The sequence below is a fragment of the Nonomuraea sp. NPDC001699 genome (assembly GCF_053596455.1).
Window position 1 is genome coordinate 1 of sequence record NZ_JBSFGF010000059.1, and the last position, 11088, is coordinate 11088.

Genomic DNA, 11088 nt, shown 5'->3' on the forward strand with positions numbered 1-11088 from the left:
GGGCCCCGCCCCCGCGGTCGCGGCGGGGCCCGGCGCCTGGCTCAGCCGTCCTCGGGCTCGGAGGCGTCGCCCTTGTCCTCCTGCTCGTGCTGGTCGCCCGCCTGACCCTGCGTGCCCTCCTGGGTCTCGGAGCCGGCTTCCTGCCCCTGGTCGTCCTGGCCGTCCTCGGCTTCTGCCTTCTCGGCGCCCTGGTCGTCCTGGCCGTCCTCAGCCTCGGCCTTCTCGGCGCCCTGGTCGTCGTTGCCGTCCTCGGCCTCGGCCTGCTGGCCCTGCGCGTCTTCCTGCGTGCCCTCGTTGGGGTCCGCGCTCTCCGCAGGCGTGGCGGCCTCGTTCTCGGGGGCCTGCTCGGAGGGGGCGGCGGAGGACTGGGAGGAGGTGGGGGCGGGGCTCTGGTCAAGGGAGGAGGCGTACGCGGCAGCTCCGCCGCCCGCCACCAGGACGACCACGGTGGCGAGCCCGGGGATGAGCATGGACTTACGCATTGAAATATCTCCGATGCATTGACGTCGTACTGACGCACTCAGTCTGCGGAGACGCGGGACAGCGGCAGGTTCGGCGGACCACAACGTGGGGTTAATCCTGCCCGGAACCCCGCATCTGCTCCGGCCTGCACCCGCGGGAAGGTAAGCGCCGCGCTAACCGAGTGCTGAGCGGGCGCTGTCACGCCTCTCTCTACCGTGTGCGTCCATGAGATCAGGCAGCACAACGACCGTCCCGGTGCCGGTCTCCGCCGCGTTCCTGGGCCTGGGGGTGGTCGTCGGCTTCGCCGCGCGCACGCCGGCGTGGACAGCGGTGGACATGAGAGTGAGCCAGGCGGTGCAGTCGCTGCGCGGCCCATGGCTCACCGCGATGGCGCAGGTCCTGAACGTGGGCTTCGGCACCGTCGTGGGCACGGCCCTGTCCGTCCTCCTCGTCGTGGGTGTCGCCGTCACCGGACGGACCCGCGCCGCCCTGGGCGTGCTGACGGTGATCGCGGCGGGGTGGGGCGTGGGCGCGCTGGTCAAGATGATCGTCGCCCGTCCCCGGCCCCCGGCGGTGGACGCGCTGGTGCGGGAGCTCGGTTCTGACAGCTTTCCCAGCGGTCATGTGTGCCTGACCCTGTCGATCGTGGTGGCCGGGGCGCTGCTGGCCAGGAAGACCCGCCTCTTCCGGCCTGTGATGGTGGCGGGCGCAGTGCTGGTGGCCGGTCAGATGGCCGCGAGGGTCTACCTCGGGGCGCACTATCCCAGCGACACCCTGGGCTCGATCATCCTCACCCCGGCCGCCATCCACCTGGCCGTCAACGCGCGACGGGTCGGGGAACTCCTGCTGCGGGCGGACAACCGCCGCAGGGCGCGCAGGGCCGGTCCGCGCAGCACCCGGCAGGTGAAGATCCTCCTGCTGCACGCGTACGGCATGGGCGGCACCATCAGGACCGCCTTCAACCTCGCCGGAATGCTGGCGGCCCATCATGACGTCGAGATCGTCAGTGTCACCAGGACCAGGGACGAGCCCTTCTTCGAGGTCCCGCCCGGCGTTCGCATCACCTTCCTGGACGGCCGCGCAGGCCGCCGGCCCGCAGGCGCCCTACGTGCGCGGCTGCGCCGCAGCAGGCTCATCCCGCGGCAGGAGGCCGCCTACGACAGGTTCGACCTGCGTACCGATCTGGCTCTGCTGCGGTTCCTGCGCGGCCTGCGGACCGGTGTCCTGATCACCACGCGCCCCGGCCTCAACCTGGCCGCCGCCCTGCTGGCCCCGCCGGGCGTCATCACGATCGGGCAGGAGCACACCGGCCTCGGTTCCCACAAGCCCGCCGTCCGGGACCTGATCGCCCGCAGATACGGCAGGCTCGACGCGCTCGTCACCCTGACCGAGGCCGATCTGGACGCCTACCGGGTGGCACTGGGCCCGCGCGCGCCGCGGCACCTGCTGCGCATCCCCAACGCCACTCCACCTCTCACCGGCGGCCCCTCCCCGCTGAACGCCGAGACCGTCGTCGCGATCGGCCGCCTGGCCAAGGTCAAGGGCTTCGACCTGCTCCTGCGCGCCTGGGAACAGGTCTGTGCCGCCCGTCCTGGCTGGAGGCTGCGCATCGTCGGCTCGGGCCCCGAGCGCGCCCGCCTGCTCAAGCTGGCCGACGAGCTCGGCCTGTCCCGCACGGCCGAGTTCCCCGGACCCTCTGCGGACGTCGGCGCCGAACTCGACGACGCCTCGATCTTCGTGCTCAGCTCCCGCCGCGAAGGATTCCCGATGACGGTTCTGGAGGCACTGAGCAAGGGGGTGCCGGTGGTCGCCTACGACTGTCCGCACGGACCGGGCGAGATCATCACCCACGGCCACGACGGGCTGCTCGTCCCGCGGCAGCACGTCACCGCCCTGGCCGCGGCGATCGGGCTGCTCATCGACCACGAGGCCGGTCGCCGGACGATGGGCACGGCCGCGCTGACCACCTCGCGGCGCTACACCCCTGAGGTCGTCGGCCGGTGCTGGGCCGAGCTCCTGGCCGAGCTGGAGACGGGCCGCTGACGGGTCACAGGTCGCGCAGCACGGTCATCGGCGGGCGGCGGGCGGCCCGCACCGTCGCCGCCCCGGCCGCCAGCAACGCCGCGACGCCGAGGACCGCCAGCACGGCCAGGTACGCCCACGGCACGGCCAGCGCGTCGGGAGGCGGGTCGAACACCCCGCTGAGGACGGCAACCAGCATCCTCGACAGCGCCCACCCGCACAGTGTCCCGAGCACGGCCGCGGCCAGCCCGACCAGGGCCACCTCGGCCCACACGAACGAGCCCAGCTGTCGCGGGGTCGCCCCCAGCACCCGGGCCAGCGCGTAGGTGCGGCGCCGCTCCGCGAAGCCGAGGGCCAGCAGCAGACCGGTGGCCAGGGCCGCCAGCGCCAGCGCGTAGCCGAGTTCGACGGCCGTCAGGCCGGCCAGGTCCACGGCGGTGAGGCTGCTGCCGACGACCTGGCGCGTGGTCTGCACGTCGGTGACCTTCGCCGTCGGTCCGAGCCTGCCGCGAAGCGCGGCGGCGACCTGCCTCGGCTGGGCTCCGTCGGTGCTGATCAGGTACATGGTGTCGGCGGGCATGGTGCGGGCCAGGTAGGAGGCGTTGGCGACGAGGAAGCTGTCGCGGGGCGCGGTCGGGAACTCGGTGATGACGCCGGCGTAGTGGAAGGGGACGGTCCTGCCGTTCTCGGTCCGCAGCCGCACCTGATCGCCGAGGTGAAGCTGGAAGTCGTTGACGGTCTCCTGGCTGACCAGCAGCGCGTCGGGTTGCAGGGCGAGCCGGTCGAGGATCTCGCGGGCGGTGCCGCCGGAGACGTAGGCGTCGTGCAGGCGCACGGTGGAGGGGCGGATGCCGTACAGGTCCTGCAGGTCGGAGCCGACGTAGGCGAAGCGGTGTTGCAGCGGCTCCACCCGACCGACGCCGGGCACGGCCGCGAGCTGCCCCTGGGTGGCGGTGGTCTGGGAGACGGTGACGTCGGCGCCGTTGGTCAGCTCCGCGTCCACCTGGGCCTGCTGGCGGTAGGTCGTGTCGAACACGGAGGTGGAGACGGCGAACGCGACGGCCAGCGCGGCCAGGGTGGCCGCCCGGGCCAGCGGGGCCCGCTGGCGCGTCAGCATCGCCGAGACGGTGCCCGCCAGGCCCCCGGTCAGCGGCCGGACCGCCCAGGTGATGGGCAGCGTCCTGGTCAGGCGCCAGATCAGCAGGCCCGCGCCGGTCCACAGCAGGGCCGGTCCGGCGAAGGCCCAGTAGTCGACCGACAGCTGCGGCAGGCCCTCGGGGACCAGGACGAGCTGGTAGCCGTTCTTGCTGGTGATCCAGAAGATCACCGCGGATCCGGCCAGCAGCCACAGGTCCAGCCCGTACCGCAACCAGGCGGGCGAGCGGCGCGGCCCGCCGACCGGACGGCGAGCTGCCGCCACGGTGGTGGCGCGCAGCGTGGACGGCAGCACGGTGACGGCCGCGACCAGCAGTCCCAGAGCGGCCGCCCACCACGACACGGTCGCCGACCCGAACAGCGCCCGCCCGGCCAGCGCGGCCAGCCCCAGGCCCGCCAGCACTCCTGCCACGCCCACCAGCGCCGTCTCGGCCAGCGCGAGCCGCACCAGTGTGCGCTTGGAGGCGCCCCTGGTACGCAGCAGCGCCTGATCGGCCGTCCGCCGCGGTGCGCCCGCCCGCGTCACGAGACCGGCGAGCAGGGCCGCGAGCACGACCGCCGGCGCGCCCAGGAACAGGAACAGCACCTGGGAGTACAGGGCGTCCTCGCGGGCGGCGTCCAGGGCCGCGCCGAGGTTGTCGCCGACCAGGCCGCTGCCGGCCATGCGCTCCTCCAGGTTGCGCGCCTGCCCCGTGACCGCGGTGTAGGCGGCGGCAGGGTCCGGCGGCAGCCGGTGGTCGATGCGGACGTGGAACTGGGTGCGCACCCGGTCGCGCGGGATGCCGTCGAACAGCCGGTGCCAATCGCTCTCCGGCAGCAGCAGCACGTTGTCCGGGGGCGCCTGCGGCTGCGCCCCGGGCGGCGCTCCGACACGCTGGAACAGCGAGTCGGCGGCGGGCAGCTCCACCACCCCGGTGACCGCCACCGTCGCGTCCGGCAGCCCCGGACGGCGCACGGTGACACTGGCGCCGGGCTGGGCGTGCAGGTTGGCGGCGGTCTGCTGGGCCAGCAGCGGCCCGTTCGGCCTCCCGGCGAGCAGGCGCAGCTCGCCGGGGAAGGTGGCGGCATAGTCGGCGGGCAGCCCGAGGACCTGGCCCGCGCCCGTGGTCAGCGTCTGCCCGGCCTGCCGGGACTCCAAGCCGTCGATCCTGGCGAAGCTCACCGGCCTGGACGTGCCGGGCATCGGAACGGACACGGCCTGGCCGGGCTGCTGCTCGACCTGCCAGTCGACGGCAACCCGCTGGATCGAGCGGGCCGTCATGGTAGCCTTCGCGGTCGCGAGGAACGCGCCGAGCGCGGCGGGAAGCGCCACGGCGAGCGCGATGCCCGCCGCGGCCGCGGCGAGCCTGCCCGTCCGGCGGATCAGCAGGCCGCGCAGCCAGATGAGGATCAGCATGTGAGAGCTCCGTCGCCCATGGTCCAGGTGGCGGGCAGCCGCGCCGCGACCTGCGGGTCGTGCGTGGCCACCACGAGGGCCGCCTCCAGCCGGGAGGCCACCCCGACGAGCAGGTCCACCACTCTGCGGGCCAGGTCCGAGTCGAGTTGTGCCGTGGGCTCGTCCGCGATGATCAGGCGCGGCTCGGCAGCCAGCACGCGGGCGACCGCAACGCGCTGCGCCTGGCCGCCCGACAGCTCTTCGGGCAGCGACCCGGCCAGACCGGCCAGACCGATCGTGGCCAGCGCGATCAGCGCCCGTTCCGTGGCCTCGGCGTCCTCGACACCCGCGATGATCAGTGGCAGCGCGACGTTCTCCGCGACGTTGAGCGGCGGCAGCAGGCTGGGTCCTTGAAACACCACGCCGACGCGGCCCCGCGGGCGGTCGTCGAGGGCGGGCCAGGCGATCCGGCCGGCCGTGGGCCGGTCCAGCCCGGCCAGCAGGTGCAGCAGCGTCGTCTTGCCCGACCCCGACGGGCCGGTGATCGCGACCTGCTGTCCCGGCCGCAGCTCGCAGGTGACGCTGTGCACGGCTACCAGGGCGTTCGCCCCCTTGCCGTACGAGCGGGCCAAACCTTGGCAGGTGACCAGCGCGGTCGTGCCCGCTGCCCGGGCCTTGGCCTCCGTGGTCATGTCGCTCGGCCGTCCTTCAGCTCCAGGACGCGGTCGGCCAGCCGCCGCACGGCCGGGCTGTGCGAGGCGATCACCACGGCGGTCCGCTCACCCGCCTGCCGGCGGATCAGCCGCAGTACGGGCCCCTCGGTGTGCTGGTCGAGCTCGCCGGTGGGCTCGTCGGCCAGCAGCAGCGCCGGCCGGTTGGCCAGCGCCACTGCCAGCCCCGCGCGGGCCGACTCGCCGCCGGACAGCTCACTCGGCCACGCCCGCGCCCTGGCCGCCAGGCCCAGACCGTCCAGCAGCTCATCGCGCAGGCGACGATCGCGCCGCCCCGCCAGCCGCTGGGCCAGGTCGACGTTGGCCGCCACCGTCAGGTGCTCGATCAGGTTGCCGCTCTGGAACAGCACGCCCACCAGGCGGGCGCGCAGCGCGGCCCGCTCGGCCTCCGGCCGGTGACTGATGCGATGGCCGTCCACCCTGACGGTGCCGCCGTCCGGGTCGTCCAGCCCGCCCAGGCAGGCCAGCAGCGTGGACTTGCCCGAACCCGACGGGCCGCTGACCAGCACGACCTCGCCCGCGGCGACCTCGAGGCTGACGCCACGCAGCGCCTTGGTCTCCTCATCGCCCGACCGGTAGAACCGGTAGAGCTCTTCGGCCTGGACGATCACGACGTCGTCCAGTGGAAGGAGTCGGAGACCGTGCGCCATGGATCCACGTTGTCGGCGCCGACCGGCCCGGACAGGGTCAGGATCGCCTCGCGACCGCTCCGGTAGAAGGCGTAGCGCTCGACCTCGTCCTTGACGACCTTTCCGGTGACCGGGTCGGGGCTGCTGCCTGCGCGGTAGACGATCCGCACGGCCTTGCCGCCCTTCCTTGCCACCGTGTCCACCGTGCGAATGTTGCTGCTGGGCACCCCGCTCCTCACTGACGCCTCGGTCGGCGCGGACGCGGTGGGCCTGGTCTCGATGCGGATGCTGTTGAGCTTGTCGGTGAAGCTCGCTCCGGTGGGCAGGTCCGTGCGCGCCCACCCTTCGGGCACCTTCACCTCATACGGTTGCCCGGGATGCCGGTAGGCCACGAACACCGTGTCGTCCGGGATGTCACCCGGCGGATTCGACTCCGTGGGCTGCGGAGCCGGGGTGTCGTTGCCCGTGGGCGCCTGTGCGTGTGTCTGCGACTGGGGCTGGGCCTGGGTCTGGGCGGGCGTGACTGTCGAGCAGCCTGCCGCCAGCCCTGCCATGACCAGGGCCATGACGCTTCGCCGTACCTTCATGTCTCCACGCTAGGAACAGGCCGGCAAGCGCCCGCTCAGCGACCGGTTAGCGGGACGTTTACCTGCCGTCTGCCACCCTGGAAGGGTGACAGCGCAGGGTGTCCCGCTGCGTCGGCGGGTGCTGGTGGTGATCGTCAGCGTGACCGCCGTCGCCGTCGCGCTCTTCCTGGTGCCGCTGGCGATCGCGGTGAACATCCTCTACCACGATCAGGCTGTGGCGGCCCTGCAACGTGACGCCGCCTGGGTCGCGGCCGCCGTCCCCGACGAGCCGCGGGGGCCGTTGAAACTGCCGACGGGCGTGCCGGGCGACCTGGCCATCGGCGGCTACACCAAGGCCGGGGCCCGCCTGTTCGGCAACGGCCCCGCCTACTCCGGCCTGGCCGCCTCCAGCAAGGACGGCCGGGTCCACGACGCGGTGGAGGGCGGATTCCTGGCGGTGTCCGCCCCCGCCCCCTCCGACGAGGGCCCCGCGTTGATCATCCGGGTGGCGACGCCGAACGCCGAGGTCGAGCAGCGTATCCACCAGGCGTGGCTGCTCATGGGCGGGCTGGCGCTGATCGTGATCGCGCTGGCCGCGGGCGCGGCCGTGCGCCAGTCGGCGCGGCTCGCCGCCCCCTTGGAGCGGCTCACCGCCGCGGCGCAGGCGCTCGGCGGCGGCGACTTCAGCGTCCGCGCCGCCCCCTCCGGGCTACGTGAGGCCGACCAGGCCGCCCAGGCGCTGGAGACGACGGCGCGCCGGCTCGGCGACGTGCTCGCCCGCGAGCGCGCCTTCAGCGCCGACGTCTCCCACCAGTTGCGCACCGGGCTGACCGGCCTGCTGCTCGGCCTGGAATCGGCCCTGTCCCGGCCCGGCACGGACCTGACCCCGGCGGTACGGGCGGCGCTGACCAGGGGCGAGCGGCTGCAGGAAGTGCTCGACGATCTCGTACGGCTCAGCCGGGACAACCGCACCCCCGCCGAGCGACTCGACGTGGACGCGCTGATGGAGGAGATCCGGCAGGAATGGCACGGCCCGCTGGCCCAAGCTGGCCGCCGCCTGACCTTCACCGTGGAACCCGCACTGCCGCCGGTGACCGCCCAGCCCGCCGCCGTCCGGCAGATCCTGCGCGTCCTGCTCGACAACGCCCTGCGCCACGGCCAGGGAGAGGTCGCCGTCACCGTCTCCGACGTGGGCCCCGGCATGGCCGTCGAGGTGAGCGATCACGGGCCCGGCGTGGCCCCGGACAGCGACCCCTTCGTCAGGTCCAGCGGACACAGCCACGGCATCGGCCTCGCCCTGGCCCGGTCACTGGCCGAGGCCGAAGGCGGCAGGCTGGTGCTCAGCCGCGCCAGTCCCCCGCTGTTCAGCCTGCTGCTCCCCCGTCACGACGACTGACGCCGGATGGGCGGCGAGTCATGGCTCGAAGCGGTAGCCGCGCCCCCGTACCGTGACGATCCGTTCCATCGGTTCGCCATGCTCGGCCAGCTTGCGGCGCAGCGCGAACACGTGCACGTCCAGCGTCTTGGTGGGGCCGAACCAGTTCTCGTCCCACACCTCGTCCATCAGCTGCTCGCGGGTCACCACCTCGCCGGCCCGGCTGACCAGCGCCGCCAGCAGGTCGAACTCCTTGGGCCGCAACACCACCTCCTCCTGCCCGACGTAGGCGCGCCGCGCCGGCAGGTCGAGCCTCAACCGCCCGGCCGTCAGTACGCGCTCTCCCGGTGCCGGGCCACGTCGCCGCAGGTGCGCGCGGATCCTGGCCATCAGCTCGGTCAGCCGGAACGGCTTGGTCAGGTAGTCGTCAGCCCCCGCGTCGAGCGCCACCACGACCTCGAACTCCTGCGTACGAGCCGTCAGCACGACGATCACCGTGTCCGGCACCCGCAAGCGCAGCCGCCGGCACAGGGACACCCCGTCCACATCGGGAAGCCCCAGGTCCAGCAGGACGAGGTCCGGCTGGTGCCGCTCGGCCGCCTGCACCGCCTCGGCCCCGTCCGCGGCCGGCTCCGCCTCGTACCCCTGGGCGGCCAGCGCCTCGACCAGCTCGGACCGGATGACCAGATCGTCCTCCACGACCAGCACACATGCCATGCCGTCGATGGTATGAGCTGCGCTGCCAAGGTGAGGAAGACCACCAGTGGTCAGCACGGCCGTGGACCTGATCGACCACCCGCAATGGCGGGACCATCGGACCAACGGTCTGTGCCAGTGCCTCCAGGACGCGGAAGGAACTCGGGGTGATGAAGGCGAGCCCGGCCAGCGCCCCGCAGGCGCCGATCGGGATGGGGGTGAAACTCCATCGGCCCAGGGCGGAGGTCTCCAGAGCCGGCACTCACCAGGTCAGTATTCCGGCGCCGATGAACACCAGCCTCACGTATTCACCGGTGTTGATCACGCGAGCCCCAGGGTTGGGGTCCATGCCCCCAAGGCTGAGCTCGCCATGCCGACCAGCCCGATCCCCGCCAGGAGCATGCCGAGAAGTTCGAGGCGGCGATGCCGTCCGCGCAGGACCAGGTACTGGCCGACGGTGCCCAGAGCCATGCAGGCCACGCCGGCGGGCACGGCGACCCTCAACGGGCCCCGCAACGGCGTCACCATACTGATCAGGAACACGGCGCCTCCAACGGCGGCCGCGATGCCGGGCCAGCGGGCGAAGGTGATCGAGAACTGAGCCGTGGTCAGCCTTATGACGTCATTACGAGTCTCAGCCCGCGTTTCGGCCATCCTTCCCGGCCCGTCCCAGCGCCTGACCGCCACGCTCACATCCGAGTAGTACGCCACGATGATGACCCCATGGACCACCGCGGCCGTCGCCACCTGCCCGCCCTGGGCTCCTTCACCGTCTGGGCCCGGCGCCAGGCCTCTGCGGCGACCAACGCGGCCACCCACGCCGAGGGCATCCTCACCCTCACCATCGAGGACCTCGACTTGAAGTTCCACCGCGCCCGCGTCCCTCCCAAGGGCAGCACCATCGACTACGTACTGTGATCTACCCCGGCAGCCAGGCTGCTGCCCTGGATGCTGAGCAACCGCATCTACGAGCCGCCGTTCCTGGCCTGCCAAACGGCGAACTGCGCCGGGAGGCGCCGCCGTCGCTCACCCCACGAAGGGGGACTCGAAGGAGAACTGCTCTCGCCTGACCAGGTCCGTGACCTGGGCGGAGCCCAGGGCACGGTCGAACTGGAAGGGATTGTTGTCGGGCACGCTACGGGTGCCGCAGAACGCCGTCTGCCCGTTCTGGAGGCTGATGTGGACGCAACGGGCGTCCGCGGGAAGAGACTCCAGGAGGGCGGTGAGGTTCTCGACCTCCACCGAGAAGCCCGTGCCGTTGAAGACCTCCGTCTGGGCCTGCTTCCAGGCGGCACCGGTCCCCCAGATACAGGCTCGGGCCGACAGGCCGGGGAAGACGAGACTGGACGTCCAGCTTCCGCATGTCGGGTCGGCCGCGGCCGAGGCGCCGCTCGTGCCGGTCAGGCCCGGCGCCATCGTCACAGCAGCCGCCGCCACCGCTGCGATCAGGGCACGGGACAGGGCCTTCGCCCATCGGTTGCTCATCGTGGTCGTCCCTTCGCAAGCAGACTGATCGCCGCCGCCGGACGTAGAAGTCGCGTCGACGGTGGTCGGACGCTGGATCTTCGGGCCGGAGCGCCTGCTGTCCGATCACTCGATCTTCGGACCGTCGCTGGGTGTAACCGGCCCTCGACAACGTCCATGTTGTTGGCGGAAACGGCGACGGGCAATCTTCGGTCCACTCAGTGGACCGGCCGCGGCGGCGACAGCCCGAGAACTCCTCACGAAATCCTCATCTGCGAACCACACTCTCAATTCGTCATCGATCCCCGAGGGATCAGCGCAGAACCCGGCGCACGCGACGGCACCGAAGATGTCGTTCCAACGCAAAACATGACAAAGAGCGGCCTCGTGATCTCACTGGTGATCACGGGGCCGCTTCGTCCCTTGCTCAATTCGCCGACAGTGTCGTCATCGAGGATGCGGGGCTGTCGTGAGGTTGGTTGCGCCTTCTAGTCGGGCAGGCGGTCCAGGAGCCAGCCGGCGCCCTCTTCCGTGATCTCGGTGTGGCCGCGGTTGTCGCCGGCGCACAGGAAGTCGTCGAAGTCGCTCTCGTCCGGGGACAGCGCGTCGATGT

The 11088-nt window shown here is 72.4% G+C and carries 11 protein-coding genes; 3 read left to right on the plus strand and 8 right to left on the minus strand.

The annotated features are described in order from the left end of the window. Positions 1 to 41: 41 nt before the first annotated feature. Complete coding sequence (locus tag ACWCSU_RS52450) at positions 42 to 482, minus strand: hypothetical protein (RefSeq protein WP_449945103.1); 441 nt, start codon at positions 480 to 482, stop codon at positions 42 to 44. Between the two features lie 205 nt (positions 483 to 687). Here ACWCSU_RS52450 and ACWCSU_RS52455 point away from each other — a divergent pair, with 205 nt between their 5' ends. Beyond that, a complete protein-coding gene (locus ACWCSU_RS52455; RefSeq protein WP_449945105.1) occupies positions 688 to 2505 on the plus strand; it encodes a glycosyltransferase in 1818 nt (605 codons plus the stop codon). Positions 2506 to 2509: 4 nt separating this feature from the next. Here the strand turns inward: ACWCSU_RS52455 and ACWCSU_RS52460 are convergent, their stop codons facing one another. The 4 genes from ACWCSU_RS52460 to ACWCSU_RS52475 are packed head-to-tail and all read right to left on the minus strand — an operon-like array spanning position 2510 to position 6961. Continuing rightward, entirely contained in the window at positions 2510 to 5035 is a 2526-nt protein-coding gene (locus tag ACWCSU_RS52460; protein ID WP_449945106.1) for an FtsX-like permease family protein, read from the minus strand. Next, on the minus strand, positions 5029 to 5706 hold the full coding sequence (locus ACWCSU_RS52465) for an ABC transporter ATP-binding protein (RefSeq protein WP_449945108.1): 678 nt from the start codon (positions 5704 to 5706) through the stop codon (positions 5029 to 5031). The genes ACWCSU_RS52460 and ACWCSU_RS52465 overlap by 7 nt, the downstream gene beginning before the upstream one ends. Further along, complete coding sequence (locus tag ACWCSU_RS52470; RefSeq protein ID WP_357706111.1) at positions 5703 to 6395, minus strand: ABC transporter ATP-binding protein; 693 nt, start codon at positions 6393 to 6395, stop codon at positions 5703 to 5705. The genes ACWCSU_RS52465 and ACWCSU_RS52470 overlap by 4 nt, the downstream gene beginning before the upstream one ends. Next, positions 6353 to 6961 carry a hypothetical protein gene (locus tag ACWCSU_RS52475; protein WP_397166333.1) on the minus strand — a complete coding sequence of 203 codons (609 nt, stop codon included), beginning with the start codon at positions 6959 to 6961 and terminating at the stop codon, positions 6353 to 6355. Before ACWCSU_RS52475 ends, ACWCSU_RS52470 begins: the two co-directional genes overlap by 43 nt. 85 nt (positions 6962 to 7046) lie before the next feature. On the opposite strand from ACWCSU_RS52475, the gene ACWCSU_RS52480 reads away from it, so the two are divergent. Beyond that, complete coding sequence (locus ACWCSU_RS52480; protein ID WP_449945113.1) at positions 7047 to 8336, plus strand: ATP-binding protein; 1290 nt, start codon at positions 7047 to 7049, stop codon at positions 8334 to 8336. A gap of 18 nt (positions 8337 to 8354) precedes the next feature. Here ACWCSU_RS52480 and ACWCSU_RS52485 read toward each other — a convergent pair whose 3' ends face one another. Both ACWCSU_RS52485 and ACWCSU_RS52490 read right to left on the minus strand, forming a co-directional pair. Then, positions 8355 to 9032: a response regulator transcription factor gene (locus tag ACWCSU_RS52485; RefSeq protein ID WP_449945115.1), complete on the minus strand. Its 678-nt coding sequence runs from the start codon at positions 9030 to 9032 to the stop codon at positions 8355 to 8357. A 300-nt stretch (positions 9033 to 9332) separates the two neighbouring features. Beyond that, a complete protein-coding gene (locus tag ACWCSU_RS52490; protein ID WP_449945118.1) occupies positions 9333 to 9554 on the minus strand; it encodes a hypothetical protein in 222 nt (73 codons plus the stop codon). 180 nt (positions 9555 to 9734) lie between these two features. Here ACWCSU_RS52490 and ACWCSU_RS52495 point away from each other — a divergent pair, with 180 nt between their 5' ends. Further along, positions 9735 to 9929, plus strand: a complete 195-nt coding sequence (locus ACWCSU_RS52495; protein ID WP_449945121.1) for a hypothetical protein — start codon at positions 9735 to 9737, stop codon at positions 9927 to 9929. Positions 9930 to 10037: 108 nt separating this feature from the next. Here the strand turns inward: ACWCSU_RS52495 and ACWCSU_RS52500 are convergent, their stop codons facing one another. Further along, complete coding sequence (locus ACWCSU_RS52500) at positions 10038 to 10496, minus strand: hypothetical protein (protein ID WP_357706115.1); 459 nt, start codon at positions 10494 to 10496, stop codon at positions 10038 to 10040. Positions 10497 to 11088 lie beyond the last annotated feature (592 nt).

Excerpts from the sequence above, each read along its gene's own strand:
- ACWCSU_RS52450 (WP_449945103.1), bottom strand. The coding sequence starts at position 482 with ATGCGTAAGTCCATGCTCATCCCCGGGCTCGCCACCGTGGTCGTCCTG.
- ACWCSU_RS52465 (WP_449945108.1), bottom strand. The coding sequence starts at position 5,706 with ATGACCACGGAGGCCAAGGCCCGGGCAGCGGGCACGACCGCGCTGGTC.
- ACWCSU_RS52475 (WP_397166333.1), bottom strand. The coding sequence starts at position 6,961 with ATGAAGGTACGGCGAAGCGTCATGGCCCTGGTCATGGCAGGGCTGGCG.
- ACWCSU_RS52500 (WP_357706115.1), bottom strand. The coding sequence starts at position 10,496 with ATGAGCAACCGATGGGCGAAGGCCCTGTCCCGTGCCCTGATCGCAGCG.
- ACWCSU_RS52495 (WP_449945121.1), top strand. The coding sequence starts at position 9,735 with ATGGACCACCGCGGCCGTCGCCACCTGCCCGCCCTGGGCTCCTTCACC.
- ACWCSU_RS52470 (WP_357706111.1), bottom strand. The coding sequence starts at position 6,395 with ATGGCGCACGGTCTCCGACTCCTTCCACTGGACGACGTCGTGATCGTC.
- ACWCSU_RS52485 (WP_449945115.1), bottom strand. The coding sequence starts at position 9,032 with ATGGCATGTGTGCTGGTCGTGGAGGACGATCTGGTCATCCGGTCCGAG.
- ACWCSU_RS52455 (WP_449945105.1), top strand. The coding sequence starts at position 688 with ATGAGATCAGGCAGCACAACGACCGTCCCGGTGCCGGTCTCCGCCGCG.
- ACWCSU_RS52460 (WP_449945106.1), bottom strand. The coding sequence starts at position 5,035 with ATGCTGATCCTCATCTGGCTGCGCGGCCTGCTGATCCGCCGGACGGGC.